Origin of the sequence: Streptomyces sp. CB02414, from assembly GCF_001905385.1 — a bacterium.
Taxonomy (GTDB): domain Bacteria; phylum Actinomycetota; class Actinomycetes; order Streptomycetales; family Streptomycetaceae; genus Streptomyces.
On record NZ_LIPF01000003.1, the window covers coordinates 20,924 to 46,190 of the forward strand.

Annotated in this window: 22 protein-coding genes and 6 tRNA genes; 12 read left to right on the forward strand and 16 right to left on the reverse strand. The window is 70.6% G+C overall.

The genetic code is table 11. From position 1 onward, the window contains the following. Nucleotides 1-118: 118 nt before the first annotated feature. The 3 genes from AMK11_RS11035 to AMK11_RS37925 form a co-directional block, all read right to left on the reverse strand. Nucleotides 119-192, reverse strand: a tRNA-Met gene (locus AMK11_RS11035). 55 nt (nt 193-247) lie between these two features. Further along, the gene (locus AMK11_RS11040) at nt 248-1,378 is read right to left on the reverse strand and encodes a dihydrofolate reductase family protein (RefSeq protein WP_073725817.1); all 1,131 of its coding nucleotides are present in this window, start codon (nt 1,376-1,378) and stop codon (nt 248-250) included. A gap of 57 nt (nt 1,379-1,435) precedes the next feature. Further along, entirely contained in the window at nt 1,436-1,597 is a 162-nt protein-coding gene (locus tag AMK11_RS37925) for a hypothetical protein (RefSeq protein ID WP_158070971.1), read from the reverse strand. Between the two features lie 434 nt (nt 1,598-2,031). On the opposite strand from AMK11_RS37925, the gene AMK11_RS38450 reads away from it, so the two are divergent. Beyond that, nucleotides 2,032-2,505, forward strand: coding sequence for a hypothetical protein (locus AMK11_RS38450; RefSeq protein WP_241846945.1), 474 nt, complete (start codon nt 2,032-2,034; stop codon nt 2,503-2,505). 65 nt (nt 2,506-2,570) lie between these two features. Next, complete coding sequence (locus AMK11_RS11050) at nt 2,571-2,915, forward strand: hypothetical protein (RefSeq protein ID WP_073725819.1); 345 nt, start codon at nt 2,571-2,573, stop codon at nt 2,913-2,915. Between the two features lie 311 nt (nt 2,916-3,226). Here the strand turns inward: AMK11_RS11050 and AMK11_RS38455 are convergent, their stop codons facing one another. The 7 genes from AMK11_RS38455 to AMK11_RS11085 form a co-directional block, all read right to left on the reverse strand. Then, on the reverse strand, nt 3,227-3,616 hold the full coding sequence (locus AMK11_RS38455) for a hypothetical protein (RefSeq protein WP_241846946.1): 390 nt from the start codon (nt 3,614-3,616) through the stop codon (nt 3,227-3,229). 5 nt (nt 3,617-3,621) lie between these two features. Then, nucleotides 3,622-3,987 (reverse strand): hypothetical protein, encoded by a 366-nt coding sequence (locus AMK11_RS11060; RefSeq protein WP_073725821.1) that lies wholly within the window; start codon nt 3,985-3,987, stop codon nt 3,622-3,624. Nucleotides 3,988-4,068: 81 nt separating this feature from the next. Beyond that, nucleotides 4,069-4,141 (reverse strand) — tRNA-Lys (locus tag AMK11_RS11065). Between the two features lie 125 nt (nt 4,142-4,266). Then, nucleotides 4,267-5,802 carry an amino acid permease gene (locus tag AMK11_RS11070; protein ID WP_073725823.1) on the reverse strand — a complete coding sequence of 512 codons (1,536 nt, stop codon included), beginning with the start codon at nt 5,800-5,802 and terminating at the stop codon, nt 4,267-4,269. A gap of 151 nt (nt 5,803-5,953) precedes the next feature. Continuing rightward, nucleotides 5,954-8,173 carry a DEAD/DEAH box helicase gene (locus AMK11_RS11075; RefSeq protein ID WP_073725825.1) on the reverse strand — a complete coding sequence of 740 codons (2,220 nt, stop codon included), beginning with the start codon at nt 8,171-8,173 and terminating at the stop codon, nt 5,954-5,956. A gap of 256 nt (nt 8,174-8,429) precedes the next feature. Then, complete coding sequence (locus tag AMK11_RS11080) at nt 8,430-8,990, reverse strand: hypothetical protein (RefSeq protein ID WP_073725827.1); 561 nt, start codon at nt 8,988-8,990, stop codon at nt 8,430-8,432. Nucleotides 8,991-9,115: 125 nt separating this feature from the next. After that, nucleotides 9,116-9,466 (reverse strand): metallopeptidase family protein, encoded by a 351-nt coding sequence (locus AMK11_RS11085; RefSeq protein WP_043383624.1) that lies wholly within the window; start codon nt 9,464-9,466, stop codon nt 9,116-9,118. A gap of 91 nt (nt 9,467-9,557) precedes the next feature. Here AMK11_RS11085 and AMK11_RS11090 point away from each other — a divergent pair, with 91 nt between their 5' ends. From AMK11_RS11090 to AMK11_RS11120, 7 genes are all read left to right on the forward strand, one after another. Then, on the forward strand, nt 9,558-11,192 hold the full coding sequence (locus AMK11_RS11090) for a metallophosphoesterase family protein (protein WP_073725829.1): 1,635 nt from the start codon (nt 9,558-9,560) through the stop codon (nt 11,190-11,192). Between the two features lie 80 nt (nt 11,193-11,272). Continuing rightward, nucleotides 11,273-11,345: transfer RNA gene (locus AMK11_RS11095), tRNA-Glu, on the forward strand. 34 nt (nt 11,346-11,379) lie between these two features. Then, nucleotides 11,380-11,454, forward strand: a tRNA-Asp gene (locus AMK11_RS11100). Between the two features lie 24 nt (nt 11,455-11,478). After that, nucleotides 11,479-11,552 (forward strand) — tRNA-Phe (locus AMK11_RS11105). A gap of 119 nt (nt 11,553-11,671) precedes the next feature. After that, the gene (hrpA, locus tag AMK11_RS11110) at nt 11,672-15,616 is read left to right on the forward strand and encodes an ATP-dependent RNA helicase HrpA (protein ID WP_073725831.1); all 3,945 of its coding nucleotides are present in this window, start codon (nt 11,672-11,674) and stop codon (nt 15,614-15,616) included. Between the two features lie 106 nt (nt 15,617-15,722). Further along, a tRNA-Asp gene (locus AMK11_RS11115) sits at nt 15,723-15,797 on the forward strand. Nucleotides 15,798-15,971: 174 nt separating this feature from the next. Continuing rightward, nucleotides 15,972-16,166 carry a DUF6274 family protein gene (locus AMK11_RS11120; RefSeq protein ID WP_073725833.1) on the forward strand — a complete coding sequence of 65 codons (195 nt, stop codon included), beginning with the start codon at nt 15,972-15,974 and terminating at the stop codon, nt 16,164-16,166. A gap of 442 nt (nt 16,167-16,608) precedes the next feature. On the opposite strand, the gene bldC is transcribed toward AMK11_RS11120, so the two are convergent. Both bldC and AMK11_RS11130 read right to left on the reverse strand, forming a co-directional pair. Beyond that, a complete protein-coding gene (gene bldC, locus AMK11_RS11125; RefSeq protein WP_003949541.1) occupies nt 16,609-16,815 on the reverse strand; it encodes a developmental transcriptional regulator BldC in 207 nt (68 codons plus the stop codon). Nucleotides 16,816-17,347: 532 nt separating this feature from the next. Beyond that, entirely contained in the window at nt 17,348-18,199 is an 852-nt protein-coding gene (locus AMK11_RS11130) for a hypothetical protein (protein ID WP_073725835.1), read from the reverse strand. A 219-nt stretch (nt 18,200-18,418) separates the two neighbouring features. Between AMK11_RS11130 and AMK11_RS11135 the strand changes: the two genes are divergently transcribed. Then, the gene (locus AMK11_RS11135; RefSeq protein WP_073725837.1) at nt 18,419-19,513 is read left to right on the forward strand and encodes a Leu/Phe/Val dehydrogenase; all 1,095 of its coding nucleotides are present in this window, start codon (nt 18,419-18,421) and stop codon (nt 19,511-19,513) included. Nucleotides 19,514-19,848: 335 nt separating this feature from the next. Continuing rightward, the gene (locus AMK11_RS11140; RefSeq protein ID WP_073725839.1) at nt 19,849-20,100 is read left to right on the forward strand and encodes a DUF3073 domain-containing protein; all 252 of its coding nucleotides are present in this window, start codon (nt 19,849-19,851) and stop codon (nt 20,098-20,100) included. A gap of 78 nt (nt 20,101-20,178) precedes the next feature. On the opposite strand, the gene purM is transcribed toward AMK11_RS11140, so the two are convergent. The 4 genes from purM to AMK11_RS11160 all read right to left on the reverse strand — a co-directional run bounded on the left by purM (nt 20,179) and on the right by AMK11_RS11160 (nt 24,529). Further along, nucleotides 20,179-21,246 (reverse strand): phosphoribosylformylglycinamidine cyclo-ligase, encoded by a 1,068-nt coding sequence (purM, locus tag AMK11_RS11145; protein WP_073725841.1) that lies wholly within the window; start codon nt 21,244-21,246, stop codon nt 20,179-20,181. Between the two features lie 45 nt (nt 21,247-21,291). Further along, nucleotides 21,292-22,818 (reverse strand): amidophosphoribosyltransferase, encoded by a 1,527-nt coding sequence (gene purF / locus AMK11_RS11150; protein ID WP_073725843.1) that lies wholly within the window; start codon nt 22,816-22,818, stop codon nt 21,292-21,294. Between the two features lie 62 nt (nt 22,819-22,880). Beyond that, on the reverse strand, nt 22,881-23,687 hold the full coding sequence (locus AMK11_RS11155) for an META domain-containing protein (RefSeq protein ID WP_073725845.1): 807 nt from the start codon (nt 23,685-23,687) through the stop codon (nt 22,881-22,883). Nucleotides 23,688-23,731: 44 nt separating this feature from the next. After that, complete coding sequence (locus AMK11_RS11160; RefSeq protein ID WP_073725847.1) at nt 23,732-24,529, reverse strand: maleylpyruvate isomerase family mycothiol-dependent enzyme; 798 nt, start codon at nt 24,527-24,529, stop codon at nt 23,732-23,734. Between the two features lie 120 nt (nt 24,530-24,649). Here AMK11_RS11160 and AMK11_RS11165 point away from each other — a divergent pair, with 120 nt between their 5' ends. Next, the gene (locus AMK11_RS11165) at nt 24,650-25,234 is read left to right on the forward strand and encodes a Uma2 family endonuclease (protein ID WP_073725849.1); all 585 of its coding nucleotides are present in this window, start codon (nt 24,650-24,652) and stop codon (nt 25,232-25,234) included. Nucleotides 25,235-25,267: the final 33 nt, after the last annotated feature.

The window sequence follows — 25,267 nt, forward strand, 5'->3', positions numbered from 1 at the left end:
GCTTGCCGCCTGGTCCTCCAGGTTTCCGGGAGTGGAGGCGGGGGGCGAGTCGTGAGGGCCGACCGGGTGAACGCACCGAGGGCCGGAATCCTCATGGATTCCGGCCCTCGGCCTTCAGTAGCGGGGACAGGATTTGAACCTGCGACCTCTGGGTTATGAGCCCAGCGAGCTACCGAGCTGCTCCACCCCGCGTCGTTGTGTCTCCACTGTACGTCATCCGGGGGGTGAAATGCACATCCGTATCTCCCTACCCCTCCAGATGGCGGTTCGGCGCCTTCGCCCGCCCCTCGTACTCCGGCAGTACGACGACGGTGGCGCCCTGCGCGGCGAGCACCCCGCTGCCGTCCGCGCCCGGCACGAAGGTGTCCGGCTCACGCCAGGCCGTGACCACCCGGCGCACCCCCGCGTCGAGGATCAGCCGGGCGCACGGGGCCGGCCGGGAGGCGCGGCGGGCGCACGGTTCCAGGCTGGAGTACACGGTGGCCGTCGCCAGCCGCGGATCGCCCGGGCCGGTCTTGGCCAGCGCGGCCTCCTCCGCGTGCACCACGGCGTCCCCGCCCTCCCGCGAGTGGCCCCGCGCCAGCTCCGTGCCGTCGGCGGCGACCACGACCGCCCCCACGCTGAACGCCGTCTGAGACGGCGGGCACAGCTCGGCCAGCTCGCAGGCGAGCGCCAGCCAGTGCCGGTCGGCGGCACTCACCCGGTCGCCGGTGCCGGGCGCCGTCGGCAGGTACCGCGTCAGTACGACGTCCTCGATGCGCCGCGTTTCCACCAGCCTGAGCCGCCCGCTCTGGTACCCGCCGGGCCCGAACAGCCGGGGCGCGTCCGGGTCGCCCACGAGGAGCGGCGCGAGGACGAGCTGAAGTTCGTCGGCGAGCTCCTGCCGCAGCAGCTGGGTGTGCACGGTCCCCCCGCCCTCGACCATGAGCCGCCCCACCCCCCGCCGGTCGTGCAGGTACTCCAGCGCCGTCCGCCAGTCGAGCACGGCGCCGAGCGGCACGGCCTCGGCGGCGATCCCGAGCGCGTGGGCCCGCCGGGCGCCCTCGTCCGTGGTCAGCAGCACCTTCTCCCCGCCCGTGTGCCAGAACCGGGCCGCCGGGTCCAGCTCGCCGGTGGCGCTGACGGCGACCTTGAGGGGGTACTCCGCCCGCCCCGCCGCTACCCGGGCGGCCCGCCGCTCGGCGGAGTTCACCAGCAGCCGCGGATTGTCGGCCCGGATCGTGCCGGCCCCGACGAGGATCGCGTCGACCGACGCCCGCACCTCGTCGACCCGGTCGAAGTCGGCGGGCGAGGAGAGCAGGAGCCGTTCGGGGCCGGTGTCGTCCAGGCAGCCGTCCAGGGAGACGGCGGCGGAGAGGAGGACGTAGGGGAGGGGCATGGCTGGCGCTCCGATGGGCGGGCGGACGGATGGACCGGGAGGGACGGCCGAGGACCGCTACGTGCCCGTGAGACGGACGAACCGCACCGGCTCCGCCAGGACCTCGCCGGCATGGGGCACGTCCGCGGTACGCGCGGCGAGCGTCGCCACCGCGAGCCGGACCGGCAGTGCCTCGGCGAACTTCAGACCGCGCACGGCCCGCTCGTCCACCTCGGGCAAGCACAGCCCCGAGGGAACTCCGGCGACGGCAGCGCGCCAACTTGCGGGGGTGGCGTTGGCCCGGTGGTGGCCCGCCCAATCTCCGGCTTGTTGGACGGACCCATCTCCACATCCGTGAAGCGCAGCAGCAGGCGCTTCGTCGCCTTAGCGAAATGATCCTCTTGTAAGGTCTCCGGCACATCCGGATCCTATCGGTGACCATCACCCGCCCTCCGAGATCCGTCGTCGCCGATCCCGGCCCGCGCCGACAGCTGTCGGTGGTCCCTGCAAGCAATAGACCTCTTTCAACGCTTTGCGGCCAAAGGGCCAACAGCGGCTTGAAACCTCCCTTGTTCCCCCCGAACGGATCATGTTGGGCTGTACGCGGCCCTGGACCAAGGGCCGACAACCGTGCCTCCGCTGACCACGGAGGCCATCGTCACAAGGGGGAAAGCTTGCCTCGCCTCGCTTTCAACACTGCCGGCGCAGCACTGGTGACCGCTGTCGCCGCCTCTGCTCTGCTGGTACCGGCCACCTCCGCGTCCGCCGCGCCCGACCCGGACGGCCGGGCCGTCGGCATCGCCGTCGACAGCATCGACGCCACGTGCAGGAGCCACAGCCGGAACTACGTGGTCCGCAAGTACTACCGTGGCCCGCAGTTCTACACGCTGCGCTGCGGCACCAAGACGTGGGGGTGGAAGCACATCAAGGCCCGCCACGGCTGGAACGCGACCATGGACAAGAAGATAAGCACGGCCATCTGGTCCGGCAGCGCCAACGGCCGGGGCGGGTACTCCACCTACACCAACTCCTGCCCGCGCATCGAGAAGTTCCGGACGATCATCGGCACCCCGGCCGGAACCAACGACCTGCTGACGGCGTACAAAGTGAACCAGTCGGCGGCAGCCGCCACGGCCGCCAAGTGCTGAGCGCCGATTGAGCGCGAGATACACGCTGGCCCGTGCTCACGGGCCGGAAACGTGAAGGGGCACGCATGACCGCGCAGACACCGGCCGAGCGGGCACTGGCCCGCCCGTACACCACCGGTGACGGCAGTGTGCGGTTCGGCATCACCGGACTGTCGGTCGAGCGGCATCCGGGAGGCCACGCTCTGCTGACGTACGACCTGACGGTGGAGCAGCCGGGCCGGCCGGACGAACGCTGGACCGTCGGTCTGCCCTGGGAGGACAGCTCCTTCACCGACGTCCTCGACTCGCCGGCCCCGGACCCCGTTCGCCTCCAGCAGCTCGTGCACCTGGTGCGTGCGCTGCTGGAGGAGTGGTGGGACACCAAGGGGTACAACCGGCAGTCGGCGAAGCTGGGACGCCGGCTGTCCTGAGCTCCCTGCTGCGGAAGGCCGGCCCGTCGCGCAGCAACGGGCCGGCCTCTCGGCAACGCGTCAGCCCCGTCCCGCCGACAGGTCAGCGGCAGCGTCCCGGGCCTTCAGCTCCATGGGGACCAGGAGCCACAGCCCATGAGGGACGTCGGCCGGTCGGCGGGCGAAGTCCTGGAGCTTAGACCCACACGCCTTCGGGGTGCGGACGCGGGCGTGTGAGCGCTGCCGGTGGCCGCGCCGACCTCGCTCGGCGACGGCCTCACCCGCCTCCGCGCCGGTCGGTCGCTCACGGGCCGGGCCCCGAGGCGCCGCGGTCACTCCAAGTCGCCGTTGACCCACGCGACGAGGCGGGCGCGCATTTTGAAGGAGCAGAGGGTGTAGTCCGCGCCGGACGTCACGTATGTTCCGGTCTCGTTCCGCACCTGGTGGCCGTACTCGCTGGGGCCGTACTCGCCGTCGCGGCGGCCGTCCAGTTCGTCGGCCCAGTCGAGGAGACCGAAGTCCAGGTCGAGGCCCGCATTCTCGAGGTAACGACCGGGGTCGGCCGGCTCCACCGGTGCGGGAAGGACGTCGCCCCCGGCGGTGGCCCGGTCCTCGAGGCAGCCGTCGGACCGCACGGGCTGGCCGAACCACCATCCGGCCAGGAACACGGCGTACAGAGTGGTCACGGCGCCGAGGCGGCGGAGGGTTATCCAGGTGGGCATCGCGTCTACCCCCACTCGCCCCCGAACCACGCCCGGAGGCGTGGGCGTTCGCTCGTGTCGTTGGTGCAGGCGACGGCGTAGGAGGTGATCGCGATGCTCATCGTGGCACGGCCGGCCTCGACCGAGAAGTCCGGGGGGATGCCGGTGGGGCCGGCTGTGGGCGTGGGCGTGGGGGACGGTTCCGGGCCGTACCGTTCGGCGGCCCGGTCGAGGGCGGCCTGGTCCACGTGGCACTCGGGGATCACCGGCTGCCCCAGGTACCAGCCCGCGACGAAGACGCCGTAGACCACGGCGGCGGCGCCGAGGCGGCGCGGGGTGACCCTGCTCGGGCGGAGGCCAACCCCGCCCGAGCCGGGGGGAGTTGTACGCATGACGAGGGACTCTACAGCTGGGCGACGGTGACCATGACAAAGACCCCAGCTCGTTGACTCTGTGAGCTGGGGTCCGGCCGGTAGGCCCTGTGGGACTCGAACCCACAACCAATGGATTAAAAGTCCACTGCTCTGCCAATTGAGCTAAGGGCCCAGGGGGTGCCGCGCGGTGTTGCGTGATGTTGCCATACCGAGCATAGCCCGACACGGCCGGGTCTCCGATCGGGTATCCCGGTCCCGGCCGCGTCGTGCTCGTCGTGCGCGTCGTGCGCGGCGGTGTTACGGGTCCACCGGCTCCGGCGCGTTCGTGCGGGCCGCCGTGCGGGTCCGGGTGCGTTCGTGGTCCGGGTTGAGGAACCAGTGGCGGGCCGAGGCCAGCCACCAGGTCGCGGCGAAGCCGAGGACGGCCAGGACGGCGACCGGCGCGTAGTTGAAGGTCTCCCAGGTCACCGGCGAGACCTGCGGCAGCATGAACAGGACCGTGATGACGCAGACCCACGTCACGGCGACCACGCCCACCGCCTGCGACCAGCGGCCCAGGTGCCACGGCCCCCGCTCGAAGGCGGCGCCCTTGCGCACCCGCAGCAGGGTCGGGATGACGTAGGCGATGTAGAGGCCGATGACGGCGATCGACGTCACCGCCGCGTACGCCGTGACGTTGATCAGGTAGGGCAGGCCCAGGGCGAGTGCGCCCAGGGCGGCCAGCCAGACGGCCGCGACCGGTGTGCGGGTGCGCGGGTTCACCGTGTGCCAGACGTGCGAGAAGGGCAGCGCGCCGTCGCGCGAGAAGGCGTAAATCATGCGGCTGTTGGCCGTCACCGAGGCCATCCCGCAGAACAGCTGGGCCCCGATGACGACGAGGAGGAGCAGCTTGCCCGCGGTGGCGCCGAGTGCGTCGAGCAGGATCTGCGCAGGCGGCGCGCCGGTCGGGGACGTCAGGGCGCCCTCGTAGGACTGGATGGCGAAGGTGAAGCCGAGGAGGAGGACGAAACCGGCGATCCAGGACGTCCAGATGGAGCGGACGATGCCCTTGGGGCCCGCCGTCGACGCGTCGTGCGTCTCCTCGGTCATGTGGGCGGAGGCGTCGTAGCCCGTGAACGTGTACTGGGCCATCAGGAGACCGATGAGGACGACGTAGACGCCGCTGCCCCAGCCCGTGTTGTTGACGAACTCGCCGAAGACGAAGGACGCCGACTGGTGCTGGTCCGGCGCGAAGGTCAGCGCGCCGACGATGACCGCCACGCCGACGACGTGCCACCAGACGCTGATGCTGTTCAGAAGGCCGACGATGCGGACGCCGAAGGTGTTCAGCAGGCCGTGGAGGACCAGGATGGCCGCGAAGAGGAGGATGGTGCGGCCGGGGGTGACCTCGAAGCCGAACTGGAGGTTCAGGTAGGCGCCCAGGAAGGACGCGGCGCCGAAGTCGATGCCGGCGGTGACCGCGACCTGGCCGAGCACGTTGAACCAGCCCGTGAACCAGGCCCAGGCGGCGGCCGTACGGGGCGGTGCCAGGCGGTGCGCCCAGAAGTACAGGCCCGCCGAGGTCGGGTACGCCGAGCAGATCTCGGCCATCGCCAGTCCGACGAAGAGGGTCATCAGGCCGACGGCGACCCAGCCCCACGTGATGACCGCGGGACCGCCCGTGTTCATGCCGAAGAGGTAGAGGGTCAGGCAGCCGGAGAGGACCGAGATGATGGTGAAGGAGACCGCGTAGTTGGAGAACGCCGACATGCGGCGGGCCAGAACCTGGGTGTAGCCGAGCTGGGCCAGCCGTTCCTCGTCCGAGAGCCCGCTCGCCTTGGCGTCATCTGTCATGCCCCCAGCAATTCCCTTGCGGAGGACGTGACATGCGTCACTCTGTGGCCGAAAACCAGTCCGGAGAGCGGGCAGCAGAAAGCGCCGCGGCCCCCGCCCGGTGAGGGACGGGGGCCACGGCGCTCGGTACTACTCGGCGTCAGCCGTCGCGTCAGCCGTTGCGCTTCCAGCGCGGCTTGTCGTCACGGCGACCGAAGGAGGAACCGCGGTGGTCGTCGCGGCGGCCGTACGGGCGGTCGTGCCCGCCGGAGCGGAAGCCGGGACGGTCGCCCTGGCGGTCGCGGTTGAACGGACGGTCGCTGCCGCGGTGGCCGCCGCGGTCGTCACGGCGGTCGAACGAGCGGCCGCCACGGTCGTCGCGACGCTCGAAGGAGCGGCCACCACGGTCGTCACGGCGGTCGTTCCGGTCGTCACGGCGGAAGCCGCCACGGTCACCACGGTCGTCACGGCGGTCGTCGCGCCGGAAGCCGCCACGGTCGTCACGGCGGTCGAACGAACGGCCACCACGGTCGTCGCGACGCTCGAAGGAGCGGCCACCACGGTCGTCGCGACGCTCGAAGGAGCGGCCACCACGGTCGTCACGACGGTCGTCACGGCGGAAACCGCCACGGTCGTCACGACGCTCGAACGAACGGCCACCACGGTCATCACGACGCTCGAAGGAACGGCCACCACGGTCGTCACGACGGTCGTCACGGCGGAAACCGCCACGGTCGTCACGACGCTCGAACGAACGGCCACCACGGTCATCACGACGGTCGTTCCGGTCGTCGCGGCGGTCGTCACGGCGGTCGAAGGAACGGTCCCGGCCGTTGCCGCCGCTCCGCTCCGGCCTCTCCGTCTTCTCCACGTCCCGCGCGCCCGGCTGCTCCGGCACCACGGCCTCGGCCTGGGCCTCGGTCGCGGAGGCCACCTCGGCCAGGACCGTCTCCGGGTCCTCGCCGCGCTCCCGCGCGACCCTGGCGACCAGGCGGTCCGCCTCCTCGCGCAGCTCGGTGGCGCGGCGCTGGGCCCGCTCCAGTTCCTTGGTGAGCTGGGTGACCTCGCGCTCGGCCTGCTGCGCCGCGTTGCCCGCGGACTCGGCCTGGACCTCGGTCATCGACCGGGCGCCGGTGATCTCGGCGACCTCCGGGTCGAAGGCCGCGCCGCCCTGGATGATGTGGCGCGTGGCGTCGACGCCCGCATCCTCCATCAGCCGGAAGATCTGGCGGCGCTGGTGCGGCAGGGACAGGGACACGACGGTGCCGGTGCGACCCGCGCGCGCCGTACGGCCGGCGCGGTGCAGGTAGTCCTTGTGGTCGCCGGCCGGGTCCACGTTCAGGACCAGGTCGATGCCGTCGACGTGGATGCCGCGCGCGGCGACGTCGGTGGCGACGAGGACGTTGACGTAGCCGTCCTTGAAGTCGGCCAGCGTGCGGGTGCGCGCGCCCTGGGTCATGCCGCCGTGCAGCGCGTCCGCCTTGGCGCCGGCGTCCCGCAGCTGCTCGGCGACGCGGTCGGCGCCCAGCTGGGTGCGGACGAAGATGATGGTGCGGCCCTTGCGGGAGGCGATGGCCGCGGTGACCGGCGCCTTGTCCTTGGGCTTCACGACCAGGATGTGGTGCGACATGGTCGTCACCGCGCCCTGGGCCGCGTCGACCTCGTGGCTGACCGGGTTCTTCAGGTACCGGTCGACGAGGGTCTTGATCTCGTTCTCCATCGTGGCGGAGAACAGCATCCGCTGACCGCCCGCCGGGACCTGGTCGAGCAGCTCGGTGACCTCGGGCATGAAGCCCAGGTCCGACATCTGGTCGGCCTCGTCGAGGACCGCGATCTGCACGTTCTCCAGGGAGCAGGCGCCGCGGTTGATGATGTCGCGCAGCCGGCCCGGGGTGGCGACCAGGATGTCGACGCCCTTCTCCAGGGCGTAGATCTGGTTGCCCATCGAGGTGCCGCCGCAGACGACCTTCATCCGCAGGCCGACGACGTCGCCGTACGGCTGGAGCGCGTCGGCCACCTGCATGGCCAGCTCGCGGGTGGGGGTGAGGATGACGGCGCGGGGCTTGTGCTTCTCGGTGCGACCGCCGGCGAGCTGCGCCAGCGTCGGCAGACCGAAGGAGAGGGTCTTGCCGGAGCCGGTGCGGCCCCGGCCGAGGATGTCCTTGCCGGCCAGGGCGTCCGGGATGGTCGCGGCCTGGATCGGGAAGGGGGTGGTCACGCCGTTCTGCGCGAGCTTGCGCACGACGCCCTCGGGGAGACCGAGGTCCGCGAAGGTGACCTCGGGGGCCTGCGGGGTCTCGGGGGGCGTGGAGGCCTCGACGGCCTCCGGGGTGCCCGCTGCGCCCTCGGCGTTCTCGGGCACGACGACGTGATCAGTACTGGTCATGGACATGCGAATGCGAAACCTTCCGGAGTCTCTCGTCGGCACGCGCCCGTCAACTCCGTGAATCGCGATTCGCAATACGACCGCCTCGATGCGGTCCACCACGGCAGGGGGAGAGTACGCGCCACACGGCGCGCTCTGCGGTGGCGCCGGGCAAATGGGATCAAACGATCTACCACCATACGCACCCCCCACCCCAGAAGGCAAACCGATCAGCGGCCGAGTAGCACATGCCCAGCTCAGCCCGGCTGCCGGGCCCCGTCCACTACGCCGGTACCCCGGCCGTCGGCGCCGGCTCCCGTTGCGCCAGCTGCGTTCCCGGCGGCTCGTGCGCCGACGACGACGGCTCCGCCGTCGAGGGCTCCGGCGACGGCGAGGCGGGCGGCTCCTCGGTCGGCGTCGGCTCGGGCTCGGGCGTCCGCGACGGCTCCGCGGGCGGCGTCCGCGTCGGCGCGGGCTCGTCGTCCCCGTCCTTCACCGGCGGCGGCTGCGTCACACCGGCGGGCGGCTCGGCGGCGGGGGACTCGCCCTTCCGCTCCCCGCCCTCACCACCACCCTTGCCCGCGCCCTTGGCGTCGTCCTCGTCCTTGCCCTTCTTCCCCTTGCCGCGCCCGCGCTTCTCGTCGGCCGCCGCCGCGCCGTAACCGACGTTGCCGCCCGACACGGCGGGCCCGCCGTCCGGCACCGCACCGCCCTGCTCCCCGGCGGAGTGCGACGGCCTGGCGCCCCCGCCGGTCGCGTCGTCGCCGACGCTCATACAGCCGGCGGCAGCGGCGACGGCCACGGCGGTGGCGGCCAGACGGACGGGTACGTACAAGGGGCGCACGGGCGGCCACCTCCGGGGCTCAGGAGTCGCCGTGCCCAACTCCCGTCACCCACAAGAGGACACGCGCCGCGCCCCGCGGACCTTGACCCGAGCGCGTCAGCCGTACCCGAGCCGGGCGACGGCGCTCACCCGTACCCGAGGGCGTGCAGCCGCGCGTCGTCGATGCCGAAGTGGTGCGCGATCTCGTGCACCACCGTGACCTCGGTCTCCGCGACCACGTCCTCGCGCGTCTCGCAGAACCGCAGCGTCGGCCCCCGGTAGATGGTGATCCGGTCCGGCAGCACGCCCGCGTACCACTCCCCGCGCTCCGTCAGCGGCGTCCCCTCGTACAGCCCGAGCAGCTCGGGATCGTCGGCCGGCGGCTCGTCCTCGACGAACACCGCGACGTTGTCCATCAGCCGCGTCAGCTCCGGCGGAATCCGGTCCAGGGCCTCTGCGACGAGTTCCTCGAACTCCTCGCGCGTCATCTCCAGCACAGGCCCATTGTCGGGTACGACCGTGGGGTACGACACAGACCGCACCGAAGCCCGCCGCATACCCGCCCCGGGCCTTGGGCATACGGGACCAATGGCCCGCGTCCCCGCCGCAGTCCAGCACGTCCTGGCCGAGGTGATGAACCCCATCCGCAACGCGCCGCGCGCCCTCATCCACCGCCACCGCCACCGCACCAGCCGGACGTCCACGGCGGTCGAGCTCGCCCCCCGGTCACGCCCCCGGTCGAGCCCCTGGACCCGCGCCGCCGGCCTCGTCTCCGTCGTCCTGCTCGGGGCCTGGCTCGGCCTGCTGGTCGTGGGCGACGTCCGTGTGCCCGTCGGTCCCATGGACACCACGATGACCCTGCGCCCGTCCGTCAGCGGCGGCACGAAGATCAACGTTTCCCCGCTGGGCGCCCTCCGGCTCGACAGCCACGTGGCCCCCGTCCGCCTCGACGTCAACGTCGACCAGCTCGACCCCGAGCGCGCCACCGCACTGGTCGACCACCCCGAACGTCTCTCCGGCCTCCAGGACGAGGTCGCCCGGGACGTCGAACGCGGCACCCTCGATCTCGCCGTCCGCTCCTGCGTCGCCGTCGTCACCGGCGCCACCGCCCTCGGCCTCGCCGTCTACCGCCGCCCCCGGCGCGCCCTCGCCGCCGGCGGACTCGCCCTCACCCTCCTGGTCGCCTCCGGCTGCACCGCCTACGCCACCTGGAACCCCGACTCCGTCCTGGAGCCGAAGTTCTCCGGCCTGCTCTCCTCCGCGCCCTCCCTGGTCGGCGACGCACGCAGCATCGTCACCGAGTTCGACGTCTACCAGAAGGAGCTGGCCCGCCTGGTCACGAACGTGACCAAGCTCTACGACGCCACCTCCACGCTCCCCGCCTACCAGCCCGACCCGACCACGATCCGCGTCCTGCACGTGTCCGACATCCACCTGAACCCGGCGAGCTGGAAGATCATCGCCTCGCTGGTGGAGCAGTACCAGGTGAACGTGATCGTCGACTCCGGCGACACCATGGACCACGGCACGGCCGCGGAGAACGGCTTCCTGGACCCCATCGAGGACCTCGGCGCCCCCTACGTCTGGGTCCGCGGCAACCACGACTCCCGCGTCACCCAGAAGTACCTCCAGGGCCTGGAGAACGTGCACGTCCTGGACGACGGCCGCGCCCGGACGGTCGCGGGCCTGCGCTTCGCCGGCATCGGCGATCCGCAGTACACCCCCGACCGCTCCAAGCCGGACGGCGCCGAGGCGTCCCAGGAACTGGCCGGTGCCCGCCTCGCCTCCGCCCTGCGCGACCAGCGCGCGGCGGGCACGCCGGTCGACATCGCCGTCGCCCACGAGCCGTCCGCCGCCCGCGAGGTCGACGGCGAGGTGCCGCTGGTCCTCGCCGGCCACCTGCACCGCGAGGACATGGAGGTCATGGAGTACGGCACCCGGCTGCGCATCGAGGGCTCCACCGGCGGCAGCGGCCTGCGCGCGGTCGAGGGCGAGTACCCCGACCCCATCCAGGCGTCGATCCTCTACTTCGACCGCGACAGCCGGCGCCTCCAGGCGTGGGACGAGATCGAGCTCGGTGGCCTGGGTCTGACGACGGCCGAGGTCAGCCGCCATCTCCCCAAGGAGAACCAGCCCGGCGCGACCCCGTCCCCGACCGGTTCCGGCCCTTCGTCCACGGCAAGCACCCCCACGCCCGCCGCCCCTTCCCCGTCCTCTCCGTAAACCGTTTTGGCGATACCTCCCGCCATCCCATATGCTTCTCACGTCCCCGACGCGCTGAGAAGCGCCCAGGCGGGCCGATAGCCCTCATCGTCTAGCGGCCTAGGACGCCGCCCTTTCAAGGCGGTAGCACGGGTTCGAATCCCGTTGGGGGCACGCAGTACATGTGCGACACTGTCGTACGAAGCTTGGTCCTGTGGAGCAGTTTGGAGTGCTCGCCACCCTGTCAAGGTGGAGGCCGCGGGTTCAAATCCCGTCAGGACCGCTGAGGTTTCACGTGAAACCTCGCGGCTGGGTAGCTCAGTTGGTACGAGCGATCGCCTGAAAAGCGATAGGTCGCCGGTTCGACCCCGGCCCCAGCCACAGCAAAGGCCCCGATCCTCGGATCGGGGCCTTGTTGTGTACCACCCATGTGCCGCCCGCTGTCCGGCGGACAAAAGCGTTCGCCAGGTTTTTCCGTCGGATGAGATCCTGGAAGCCGTATGTCTACGCATCCCGCCCCCACTCTCGGCACTCTCGCCCCTCGGCTGACCGAGCTGTCGCTGCGCGACGCGCACCGGCTCGGCCGGAGGCTGGAGGGTGCGCGGAAGATCCGTAAGCCGGAGGCCCGGGCCGCCGTTCTCGCCGAGATCGAGGCGGAGGTGGCCAAGGCCGAGCAGCGCGTCGGTGAGCGTCGGGCGCGGGTGCCCGCCGTCAGCTATCCCGAGCAGCTGCCCGTCAGCCAGAAGAAGGACGAGATCGCGGCGGCCATCCGTGATCATCAGGTCGTCATCGTCGCCGGTGAGACCGGGTCCGGCAAGACCACGCAGATCCCGAAGATCTGCGTGGAGCTGGGGCGCGGCGTGCGCGGCATGATCGGGCACACCCAGCCCCGGCGGATCGCCGCCCGCACCGTCGCCGAGCGGGTGGCGGACGAGCTGGACACGCCGCTCGGTGAGGCCGTGGGCTGGAAGGTGCGGTTCACCGACCAGGTCAATCCGGACGCCACCTTCATCAAGCTGATGACGGACGGCATCCTGCTCGCCGAGATCCAGACCGACCGCGAGCTGCGCGCCTACGACACGATCATCATCGACGAGGCGCACGAGCGGTCCCTCAACATCGACTTCCTGCTGGGGTACCTGGCGCAGCTGCTGCCGAAGCGCCCGGACCTGAAGGTCGTCATCACCTCGGCGACCATCGACCCGGAGCGGTTCTCCCGGCACTTCGGTGACGCGCCGATCGTCGAGGTCAGCGGGCGGACGTACCCCGTGGAGGTGCGGTACCGGCCGCTCCTCGAAGAGGACGGGGACGACGCCGACCGGGACCAGATCACCGCGATCACCGATGCCGTCGAGGAGCTGATGGGCGAGGGGAAGGGCGACATCCTCGTCTTCCTCTCCGGTGAGCGCGAGATCCGGGACACGGCGGACGCGCTGGAGAAGAAGAAATACAGATTCACGGAAGTACTGCCGCTGTACGCGCGGCTCTCGCACGCCGAGCAGCACCGGGTCTTCCAGCAGCACACCGGGCGCAGGATCGTTCTGGCGACCAACGTCGCCGAGACCTCGCTGACCGTGCCCGGCATCAAGTACGTCATCGACCCCGGCTTCGCCCGGATCTCCCGCTACAGCCACCGCACCAAGGTGCAGCGGCTGCCGATCGAGCCGGTCTCGCAGGCCAGCGCCAACCAGCGCAAGGGCCGCTGCGGCCGTACGTCCGACGGCATCTGCATCCGGCTGTACTCCGAGGACGACTTCGAGGCGCGGCCGGAGTTCACGGACGCGGAGATCCTGCGGACCAACCTGGCCTCCGTCATCCTCCAGATGACCGCGGCCGGTCTCGGCGACATCGAGAAGTTCCCGTTCATCGACCCGCCGGACCACCGCAACATCCGGGACGGCGTGCAGCTCCTCCAGGAGCTGGGCGCGCTCGACCCCGCGCAGAAGGACGTACGCAAGCGGCTCACCGACACCGGCCGCAAGCTGGCGCAGCTGCCCGTGGACCCGCGGCTGGCCCGGATGGTGCTGGAGGCCGACAAGAACGGCTGTGTCCGCGAGGTCATGGTCATAGCGGCGGCGCTGTCCATCCAGGACCCCCGGGAGCGGCCGGCGGAGAAGCAGGCGCAGGCGGACCAGCAGCACGCCCGCTTCAAGGACGAGACCAGCGACTTCCTGGCGTTCCTGAACCTGTGGCGGTACGTGCGCGAGCAGCAGAAGGAGCGCGGTTCGTCGTCCTTCCGCCGGATGTGCAAGCAGGAGTACCTCAACTTCCTGCGCATCCGCGAGTGGCAGGACATCTACACGCAGCTGCGCACGGTCGCCAAGCAGATGGGCATCCACCTCGACGAGCAAGACGCCCCCGAGGACCGCATCCACGTGTCGCTGCTGGCGGGCCTGCTCTCCCACATCGGCATGAAGGACGTGAAGGAGGGCGCGAAGAACGAGTACCTGGGGGCACGGAACGCCAAGTTCGCGATCTTCCCGGGTTCCGCGCTCTTCAAGAAGCCCCCGCGGTTCGTGATGTCGGCCGAGCTGGTGGAGACCTCCCGGCTCTGGGCCCGCGTCAACGCGAAGATCGAACCGGAGTGGGTCGAGCCGCTCGCGGGGCACCTGCTCAAGCGGACGTACAGCGAGCCGCACTGGGAGAAGGACCAGGCGGCCGTGATGGCGTACGAGAAGGTGACGCTGTACGGCGTGCCGATCGTGGCGCAGCGCAAGGTGAACTACGGGCGGATCGACCCGGAGGTCAGCCGCGAGCTGTTCATCCGCAACGCCCTGGTCGAGGGCGACTGGCGTACGCACCACAAGTTCTTCGCGGACAACCGCAGGCTGCTGACCGAGGTCGAGGAGCTGGAGCACCGCGCCCGCCGCCGGGACATCCTGGTCGACGACGAGACGCTGTACGACTTCTACGACCAGCGGGTGCCCGAACACGTCGTCTCGGGCGCCCACTTCGACTCGTGGTGGAAGCACAAGCGGCACGAGCAGCCCGACTTTCTCGACTTCGAGCGCGAGATGCTCATCAACGAGAAGGCGGGCGCGGTCACCAAGGACGACTACCCGGACTCCTGGCGGCAGGGGCCGCTGAAGCTCCGGGTGACGTACCAGTTCGAGCCGGGCGCGGACGCGGACGGCGTGACCGTCCACGTGCCGCTCCAGGTGCTGAACCAGGTGACGGACGAGGGCTTCGACTGGCAGATCCCGGGGCTCAGGGAGCAGGTGGTCACGGAGCTGATCCGGTCGCTGCCGAAGCCGATCCGCCGCAACTACGTCCCGGCCCCGAACTACGCGCAGAAGTTCCTTCAGCGGGCGGTACCGCTCCAGGAGCCGCTGACGGTGACCATGGCGCGGGAGCTGAAGCGCATGGTGGGGGTGCCCTTCGACGCGGAGGACTTCGACTGGGCGAAGGTCCCCGACCACCTCAGGGTCACGTTCCGGATCGTCGACGAGCGGCGGCGCAAGCTGGCCGAGGACAAGGATCTCGAGGCGCTGAAGCTCCGGCTGAAGCCGAAGGCGCGCAAGGCGCTGTCGCAGGCCGCGGCGGCCACCGCCGTGCGCAGTGGCGGCGAGTCGCTGGAGCGCTCCGGTGTGGCCGACTGGACGATCGGCACCCTGTCCCGGGTCTTCGAGACGCGCCGGGCGGGTCAGCCGGTGAAGGCGTACCCGGCGCTGGTCGACGACGGCGACACCGTGTCCGTGCGGCTCTTCGACACCGAGGCCGAGCAGGCGCAGGCGATGTGGAAGGGCACCCGCCGGCTGATCCTGCGCAACATCCCGGTCAATCCGGCGAAGTTCGCGTCCGAGAAGCTGACCAACCAGCAGAAGCTGAACCTGTCCGCGAATCCGCACGGTTCCATCCAGGCGCTGTTCGACGACTGCGCCATGGCGGCGGCGGACAAGCTGATCGCCGACTTCGGCGGCCCGGCGTGGGACGAGGAGTCGTACCGGAAGCTCTACGACAAGGTCCGCGCGGAGATCGTCGACACGACCGTGCGCACGGTGGGGCAGGTGCAGCAGGTGCTGGCGGCCTGGCAGGCGTGCGAGCGGCGCCTGAAGGCCGTCCGGAGCCCCGCGCTGCTGGCGAACCTCCAGGACGTGCGGGGCCAGCTGGACGCGCTGGTGAAGCCGGGCTTCGTGACGGAGGCGGGGATCAGGCGGCTGCCGGACCTGATGCGCTATCTGGTCGCCGCGGACCGGAGGCTGCAGCAGATGCCGACCGGCGTCCAGCGGGACACCTCCCGGATGGAGAAGGTCCACGAGATGCGGGACGAGTACGCGTGGCTGCTGGAGCAGATGCCGCGGGGCCGGCCGGTGCCGCAGCAGGTCCTGGACGTGCGCTGGATGATCGAGGAGCTGCGGGTCAGCTACTTCGCGCACGCCCTGGGCACGGCGTACCCCGTCTCCGACAAGCGGATCGTGAAGGCGATCGACGCGCTGGCGCCGTAGCCAACCGGTGTGACGAGGCGTGCACGGAGGGTGAGTTCGACCCGGGGCTCCCCCTCCTGTACAGTCTCTTCTCGCAGCGCAACGCAAGAAAAGCGCCGCGAAACCTGGTCCTGTGGAGCAGTTTGGAGTGCTCGCCACCCTGTCAAGGTGGAGGCCGCGGGTTCAAATCCCGTCAGGACCGCAGTTACAAGAGGCCCGCACCGAATGGTGCGGGCCTCTTCTCGTGCTCCCCTGACGTGTTCCGCCCCACGCCCCCCAAAAAGCCCTCAGTGCCCCTCTCCCGGCCTTGACGGCGTCACATTCGCTCGGTACTTCAAAGACAGGGAACGTCCCCGCACGGCCCCGGAGGTGGCGTATGGCGGCATCGGTCAGGCACGAGACGCGGGCGCTGCTCCGCGCGCACCTGTCGGCCGCGTCGTCCTACCGTCACCTGACACGCCACTGTCCGATCTGCCACCGGCTGCTGCGGCTGGCGATGGACTCGCCCGCCCCACAGCCCCCGACGGGCCGTCAAGAGGGCGTCGAGGGCGAGACCGCGTCGCCGGCGTGAAGTCCGCCGACCCCAACACCCTTGCCACACCGGCCTTCTGGAGCGCGGGCCTCCATTAACGCACCCGTGCCGCACCCAACAAGCACCGCGCGCTGTGACGGGTGTCACCGCATGAGTTTTTGAAACCGTGGCACTTACGGCTCCCCTACAACTGGTCAATTTAATATGTGCAATTGCACCACTCTCCCCAGTCTCCCCGCAGCCCCCGCACAGCCGTTCCGACACCCCTCCCCAGACTCCGACAAGGGCGCTCACAGAGGGCGGCACACGGCCCCTCACCAGGCACAGGACCGCACAAAAAAGAGATCGCGCTGGACCCGGCGGAGTCCAGCGCGATCCACGACGCACCCCTGTTGGGGCAGGAACGGCGTCGTGTGGAGCTGTGGTTCCGAGCGCCTCGGCAGGTTGGGGGACCTGCCGTTTTGCCCGGTTATTCAGTTGTTCAGGCCTCGCTGCGCTGCTGCGGGATGCCCGCGAGCAGGGCGCGGACCTCGGCCTCGCGGTAGCGGCGATGCCCGCCGAGCGTGCGGATCGACGTGAGCTTGCCGGCCTTCGCCCAGCGCGTGACCGTCTTCGGGTCGACGCGGAACATGGTGGCGACCTCAGCCGGGGTCAGCAGCGGCTCGGCATCAGGGGTGCGAGCGGTCATGAGCGGCCTCCTCGGGAGAACCGAACCTTCTCGGTTCTTTCCTCTAAATTCTGCACCTTGACCCGCGTTGCCCGGAATGAGAGACGCGAGTCGAGTCGGTTATAGGACGAACGGCTTGTCCTCGGCACTACAACTACACCATCTGTCCAGCCGCGTCGGCCAAACCGATGGAATTGCCCTCCCAGGTGTTCATCAGCGACGGAAGCCGATGGACCATGCCATAGCGGACAGTCACGCCACTGTGACGATCAGTCACAGGACGATCAGGCGTCACCAGACCCCCCAAAGCGTGCAAACCCAGGATTCCGCCCACAGTGCATCACAATGGGACGGAACGAGCCCTCCCCGGGCTCCTTGTCCTATTTTGGCATGAGGAGGGGGAACGGGCGCAAGAGTGATGTACGTGCGGTCCGTCACGCTTGACGCATACGCCCGGATCGGGACCTACGTCCCTTGTCGACAAAACATCAGCCCACACCGGGCGAGTGTCGGATCGGAAGACGAAACCTCACATCGGGCGGTACGTCAAACGTCAGTTCGCCGACCGGCGGTCCCGGACCGCGCGCCAACGCTCCACCAGCCGCCCGTACGCCGCCCCCGCCGCGGCCCCGTCGCCGTGCCGCAGCGCCTCGATGCCCTCGGCCACGTCCGCCGCGGAGTGGTCGTCCTCCAACTCACCGGCGGGCACGGCGTGCACGAGCCCTCCGTAGTCCAGCTCGACCAGGGAGCGCGGGTGGAACTCCTCCAGCCAGCGCCCCACGTCCACCAGGCCGTCGATGAGCGGCCCCTCGTCCACCGCCTCCTTGAGCGCCCGCAGCCCCCGCGCCACTCGCCGGCGGGCCTGCACCATCGGCGTCCGGTAGCGCAGCACCGGCGCGGCACCACCGTCCCCGTCGCCGCCCTTGTCGTACTCCCGCTCGGCGTCGGAGACCAGCACGAACCAGTTGATCGGCACCTGCCAGGTGGCGGTGCGGATCCAGGGGCGGGCGTCCGGGTTGCGCTCCAGCCACCGCTCGTAGTCCTGGGCGCTCTGGCGGCGTACGACCGGGGGCAGCAGGGCGTCCAGCACCGGCTCCGGGAAGTCCTCGGCCAGCTCGCCCAGGGCCTGCCAGCCGCGCAGCCGGGTCCGCCACGGGCAGACGCAGACCACGCCGTCCACCTCGGTCACGAAGGCGTCGGCGCTCTCGTGCACCGGCACCGCGACGGGCGGGGTGGGCAGCAGGTCGGCCAGGGAGCGGCGCAGCTCGTCCTGGTAGGAGGGCAGGTCGGTGCGGCGGGCGTAACGGGTCCAGTGGGCGCGCTCGTCGTCGGGGAACGCGGCCAGCGGCTCGTACACGCGCAGGTACGCCGCGTAGGGGACGATCACCGAGGACACCTTGGGCACGCCTGCTCCCTCCCCCGCGCACCGCCCCGAAAACCTGCCGGAACCGATCACAAACGCGCGGGAACCTCGGCAAATCGTCGCACGCCCGTACTCCGTGCGGAGGTGATCCTGAGCACTGTGCGGCGGGGGGACGCCTCCAGGCTCTAATCTCGTGCCACAGTCCCCGCCACCCCTTGGGGACAGGTCTCCACCCGCCGCAACTACACAGGAGTCACCACCGTGACCGACGTAACCGGCGCACCTGCTGATGTACTGCACACCCTGTTCCACTCGGACCAGGGGGGACATGAGCAAGTCGTGCTCTGCCAGGACCGCGCCAGCGGCCTCAAGGCCGTCATCGCCATCCACTCCACCGCCCTGGGCCCCGCGCTCGGCGGTACGCGCTTCTACCCGTACGCGAACGAGGCGGACGCCGTCGCCGACGCGCTGAACCTCGCGCGCGGGATGTCGTACAAGAACGCCATGGCCGGCCTCGAGCACGGCGGCGGCAAGGCCGTGATCATCGGCGACCCGGAGCAGATCAAGAGCGAGGAACTGCTGCTCGCCTACGGCCGGTTCGTCGCCTCGCTCGGCGGGCGCTACGTCACCGCCTGCGACGTCGGCACATACGTCGCCGACATGGACGTCGTGGCCCGCGAGTGCCGCTGGACGACCGGCCGCTCCCCCGAGAACGGCGGCGCCGGCGACTCATCCGTCCTGACCTCCTTCGGCGTCTACCAGGGCATGCGGGCCGCCGCCCAGCACCTGTGGGGCGATCCGACGCTGCGCGACCGCACCGTCGGCATCGCGGGCGTCGGCAAGGTCGGCCACCACCTGGTCGAGCACCTGCTCGCCGAGGGGGCGCACGTCGTCATCACCGACGTGCGCAAGGACGTGGTGCGCTCCATCACCGAGCGGCACCCGTCGGTGGTCGCCGTCGCCGACACGGACGCGCTGATCCGGGTGGAGAACCTGGACATCTACGCCCCGTGCGCGCTCGGCGGTGCGCTGAACGACGACACCGTGCCGGTCCTGACCGCCAAGGTGGTGTGCGGCGCCGCCAACAACCAGCTCGCCCACCCGGGTGTGGAGAAGGACCTCGCCGACCGCGGCATCCTCTACGCGCCGGACTACGTGGTGAACGCCGGCGGGGTCATCCAGGTCGCCGACGAGCTGCACGGCTTCGACTTCGACCGGTGCAAGGCGAAGGCAGCGAAGATCTACGACACCACGCTGGCCATATTCGCACGTGCGAAGGAAGACGGTATCCCGCCGGCCGCCGCGGCCGACCGGATCGCCGAGCAGCGGATGGCGGAGGCACGGACCCGTCGGTGACCGGGCGGTGACCGCGGGGCACCTCGACGGTGCTCCGCGCGGCCGGTATTCGAATGTATGAGCGGTACCCGCCGGGGAGCGGTTGGAGAGAACTCTCACTTATCCCGGCGGGTCGACCGTCGAAAGGTGGTTAAAATCGCCCTTGACCAGCGAGGACGGGGCGCCTCGACGGTCCTGGACGTGGTCACGTCCTGTGGGCGACGTACCGTATGGGCGTGGGCTCAGGTACCGTGGAAGCCCTACGGACCGGTCTCTCCACGGAGAGCCCGTTCCGGACCATGAACGCGTGTCAAGACTCTGGGGCCGTCGAGCCCCGTCGTTGAGGGGGTCGAGCCATGGGGCGCGGCCGGGCCAAGGCCAAGCAGACGAAGGTCGCCCGCCAGCTGAAGTACAACAGCGGTGGGACTGATCTCTCCCGCCTGGCCGAGGAGCTGGGCGCATCGCCGTCGAATGCACAACCGCCGAATGGCGAGCATTTCGAGGACGATGAGCAAGAGGATGACGTGTACGCGAAGTACGCCGACCTCTACGAGGACGACGACGAGGACGAGGACGGCCAGTCCCCGCAGCAACGTCGCGGCGCTTGACCTCGCACTGAACACCCGCCCGGTCGGTGACTCAGGTCACCGACCGGGTTCTGTGCTACCCGCGGGTACCGCAGCGGCTCAGGCGGCGTAGTCGCCGACGAGGGCCGCGCCGGTCCCGTGGTCGCCGCGGTCGGTGATCTCGCCGGCCACCCAGGCGTCCACGCCGCGGTCGGCCAGGGTCGCCAGTGCCACGTCCGTCGACTCCTCGGGCACGATCGCGATCATGCCCACACCCATGTTCAGGGTCTTCTCCAGCTCCAGGCGCTCGACCTTGCCCGTCGTACCGACGAGATCGAAGATCGCGCCCGGGGTCCAGGTGGAGCGGTCGACGGTCGCGTGCAGGCCGTCGGGGATCACACGGGCCAGGTTGGCGGCGAGGCCGCCGCCGGTGACGTGGCTGAAGGCGTGGACCTCGGTGGTGCGGGTGAGGGCCAGGCAGTCCAGGGAGTAGATCTTGGTGGGCTCCAGCAGCTCCTCGCCGAGGGTGCGGCCGAGGCCGTCCAGGTGGGCGTCGAGCGACAGGCCCGCCTCGTTCAGCAGGACGTGGCGGACGAGCGAGTACCCGTTCGAGTGAAGACCGGAGGCGGCCATGGCAACGACCGCGTCACCCTTGCGGATGCGGTCGGGGCCGAGCAGCCGGTCGGCCTCCACGACGCCCGTACCGGCGCCGGCGACGTCGAAGTCGTCCGCGCCGAGCAGGCCCGGGTGCTCGGCCGTCTCGCCGCCGACCAGGGCGCACCCGGCCAGGACACAGCCCTCGGCGATGCCCTTCACGATCGCGGCGACGCGCTCGGGGTGGACCTTGCCGACGCAGATGTAGTCGGTCATGAACAGCGGCTCGGCGCCGCAGACCACGATGTCGTCCATGACCATGGCGACCAGGTCGTGGCCGATGGTGTCGTAGACGCCCAGCTGCCGGGCGATGTCCACCTTGGTGCCGACGCCGTCGGTGGCGGAGGCGAGCAGGGGACGCTCGTAGTTCTTGAGGGCGGAGGCGTCGAAGAGGCCGGCGAAGCCGCCGAGGCCGCCGAGGACCTCGGGGCGCCGGGTCTTCTTCACCCATTCCTTCATGAGCTCGACGGCGCGGTCGCCCGCCTCGATGTCGACGCCCGCGGCTGCGTAGCTGGCACCAGTTGTGTCAGACATGACGATGAGAACCTTTGTGTCGTACGGCAGGTGGTGCGGGCGGCGCTACGGGCGACGGATGGCGTCGGCGGCGGCCGTCGCGGCGGGCCCGGCGGCCAGCTCGGTCTCCAGGAGCTGCTTGCCGAGCAGCTCGGGGTCGGGGAGCTCCATCGGGTACTCGCCGTCGAAGCAGGCGCGGCACAGGTTCGGCTTGGCGATGGTGGTCGCCTCGATCATGCCGTCGATGGAGATGTACGCCAGGGAGTCGGCGCCGAGCGAGGTGCCGATCTCGTCGATGCTCATGCCGTTGGCGATGAGCTCGGCGCGGGTGGCGAAGTCGATGCCGAAGAAGCAGGGCCACTTCACCGGCGGGGAGGAGATCCGGATGTGGACCTCGGCGGCGCCGGCCTCGCGGAGCATGCGGACCAGGGCCCGCTGGGTGTTGCCGCGGACGATGGAGTCGTCGACGACGACCAGCCGCTTGCCCTTGATGACTTCCTTCAGGGGGTTCAGCTTCAGGCGGATGCCGAGCTGGCGGATGGTCTGCGAGGGCTGGATGAAGGTGCGGCCGACGTAGGCGTTCTTCACCAGGCCGTTGCCGAAGGGGATGCCGGAGGCCTCGGCGTACCCGATCGCGGCGGGCGTGCCGGACTCCGGGGTCGCTATGACCAGGTCGGCCTCGGCGGGGGCCTCCTTGGCCAGCTTGCGGCCCATCTCGACGCGCGAGAGGTACACGTTCCGCCCGGCGATGTCGGTGTCGGGGCGGGCCAGGTACACGTACTCGAAGACACAGCCCTTGGGCTTCGCTTCCGCGAATCGCGAAGTGCGCAGGCCGTTCTCGTCGATGGCGACGAACTCGCCCGGCTCGATCTCGCGGACGTACGCGGCACCGCAGATGTCCAGGGCGGCGGACTCGGAGGCGACCACCCAGCCGCGCTCCAGCCGGCCGAGGACCAGCGGGCGGATGCCCTGCGGGTCGCGGGCGGCGTAGAGGGTGTGCTCGTCCATGAAGACGAGGGAGAAGGCGCCCATGACCTGGGGAAGCACCCGGTGGGCGGCCTCCTCGATGGTCAGCGGCTTGCCGTCGTCGTCGACCTGGGCCGCGAGCAGCGCGGTCAGCAGGTCGGTGTCGTTGGTCGCCGCGACCCGCGTGGAGCGGCCGTCCTGCTTGGGCAGGTCGGCGACCAGCTCGGCGAGCTGGGCGGTGTTGACGAGGTTGCCGTTGTGCCCGAGCGCGATGGAGCCCTGCGCGGTGGCGCGGAACGTCGGCTGGGCGTTCTCCCACACGGAGGCGCCGGTGGTCGAGTAGCGGGCGTGACCGACCGCGATGTGACCCTGGAGCGAACCGAGCGAGGTCTCGTCGAAGACCTGGGACACCAGGCCCATGTCCTTGAAGACGAGGATCTGGGAGCCGTTGCTGACCGCGATTCCCGCGGATTCCTGACCCCGATGCTGGAGGGCGTAGAGCCCGAAGTACGTGAGCTTTGCGACCTCTTCACCCGGAGCCCAGACACCGAAGACGCCGCAAGCGTCCTGGGGGCCCTTCTCGCCGGGAAGCAGATCGTGATTGAGTCGACCGTCACCACGTGGCACGCCTCCGAGTGTAGGCGAGGTCGACCACTGGTCCGAATTGGGGACAACGGCTCACGAGTGGATCACTGATCGGCCCAGGCCTCGAGACTCTTTCCGTCTTCCCTGGTCAGCGTCAGGCTTCCATGATCGATGCGGTATTCGACCCGGCCCTCGAAGAAGCCCAGGATCCGCTTCTCGGCGTCCATGAGTGAGCCTTCGCACATCATTCGGGTCGTCGCCGGGGCGCCCAGGGTGATCCGGCCGTCGCCGACCGTGGCCTTCGCGTTGACGTGGTTGCAGGGGAGGCGGCCCGCGACGGTCTGCGCGTCCTTGTCGAAGGTGAGGTGGGCGCTGCCCTGCCGGCCGGGGACCGAGAAGGCCCACTTCGTGCCGTACAGGGAGGCGTCCTTCGGTTTGCTGAGGCGGACGGTGTCGCCGTCGGCGGTGGTGAGGGTCAGGCGGTCGCCCTCGGTCTCGGCGGTGAGGTCGGCGGCGAGGGCCCGTCCCAGGCTCTTCTCGAAGTCCGGGGGCGTGTCCGTGCAGCCCTTCTCGGTGAACATGGCGTCGCGGAGCCGGACGCGCTCGCCGTCGACGTCGGCGCGGGCGCTGAAGGTGTTGCAGCCGGTGCTGCCGGACGCCTCACCGCCGTCGTCCATACGGACCCGCGCGGAGTCGGGGGCCTTGTGGGTGGCGCCGTCCACGGTGACGGAGTCGATGCTCCACTGGACGCCGGTGACGGATGTGCCGGCGCCGACGGAGCCGCTGCCGCCGTCGGCCTTCTCGGTGCCGCAGGCCGCGGCGAGCGGCACGAGCACGGCGACGGCGGCCACGGTCAGGGGCTTGGTGCGCCCGGTCAGGGAAACGCTGCGCTGCTGCTTCTGCCTGTACATGCCGATTCGACGGAGGCGCGGAGGATCTGGTTCCCCTCTTCCGCTCACCTGAGCAAGGGCAGCAGGCCTCCCAGGTCGGCCCGCTCCCCGCTCGCGCTCACCTTCGCGTCGGCCACGGCGTCCTTCCAGGCCAGCCGCCCGGCCGCCAGCCGCACCCAGGTCAGCGGGTCGGTCTCGACGACGTTCGGCGGGGTGCCCCGGGTGTGCCGCGGACCCTCCACGCACTGCACGACGGCGTACGGCGGGACGCGCACCTCGGTCGAGCCGCCGGGCGCCTTCACGGCGAGCGCGTCCGCGAGCAGCCGGGTCGCGGCGGCCAGCGCCTGCCGGTCGTACGCGATGTCGAGGCCGGGCACGGCGGCGTTCAGGTCGTCGGTGTGGACGACCAGCTCGACGGTGCGGGTGACCACGTAGTCGGCCAGCGGGAGGGCGCCGGCGCTGGTGGGCAGCAGCCGGGTGCCGGGGTGGGTGTCGAGGCGGTCGGTGAAGCGGCGCTCGACGTCGGCGAGGTGGGCGTCGAGGTCGGGGTGCTCGGCCGCGAGGCGCCGGGCGGTGGCGGCGATGGCGTCCGCGTCGGCGGCGATCGCGAACGGCCAGTCGAGCAGCCGCCCGTCCTGCCGCGCGGGCTCGGGCTCCCCGAGCAGCCGGTCCACGGCCGTCAGCGCCATCCCGGCGTGCGCCACCAGCTCCCGCACGGTCCAGTCGCCGAGCCGGGTCGGCAGGGCCAGCTGTTCGGGGGTGAGGGCGCGGACGGCCGCCCGTACGTTGCCGAACTGGGCCAGCACGGCGGTGCGGGTGCGGGCGGGGTCGTAGGCGCGGGCACGCTTCTTGGCTGCGGGCATGCGGGGAGCTTATGCGGGGGTGCGGGCGCACAGTCACCCGTACGTGTGTCCGGGAGCGAAAACCGCACGCGAAGCGCCGGGCCCCCGAAACACTGGTCCGCGCCTGGAAGGAGGTGCAGCATGACGGCTATGGCCGAGCACACGTCTCAGATGACGGTGGACGAGTTCGAAACGATCGCGTCCGCCGCTCCCGAGACCGTCACGTTGGAGTTCATCGACGGACGGATCGAGGTCAAGCCGGTGACGGACGGGGACCACAACAGCATCGTGTCCTGGCTGGCCAAGCGCTGTATGCAGGCCAGGCCCGATTTGGATCTGTACGGCACGCAAGGCCTTCGGATCGACGCGTACGGGCAGAGCAGGGCACGGCCGGACGCCGTGCTCGCGCCCGAGGCCCACTTCGCGGGGCACGGTGAGTGGGCCGACCCTGCCGGAGCGCTCATGGTCGTCGAGGTCACCTCGTACGACTCGGACACGGACCGACGGGACCGGCACGAGAAGCCGGCCGCGTACGGGCAGGCCGGTATCCCCGTGTACCTCTTGATCGACCCGGAAGCCTGCACCCTCTCGGTGCACAGTCACCCGGACCGGCAGGTCGGTGGCTACCGCCACGTCCGAGTCGCCAAGTTCGGCGAGACGGTGATCCTCCCCGACCCGGTCGGCATCCAACTCGACACCGAGGTCCTCAAGACCTACGTGCGATGAGACGACGAGGTCCCGCCCGGAAGCGGACGGGAC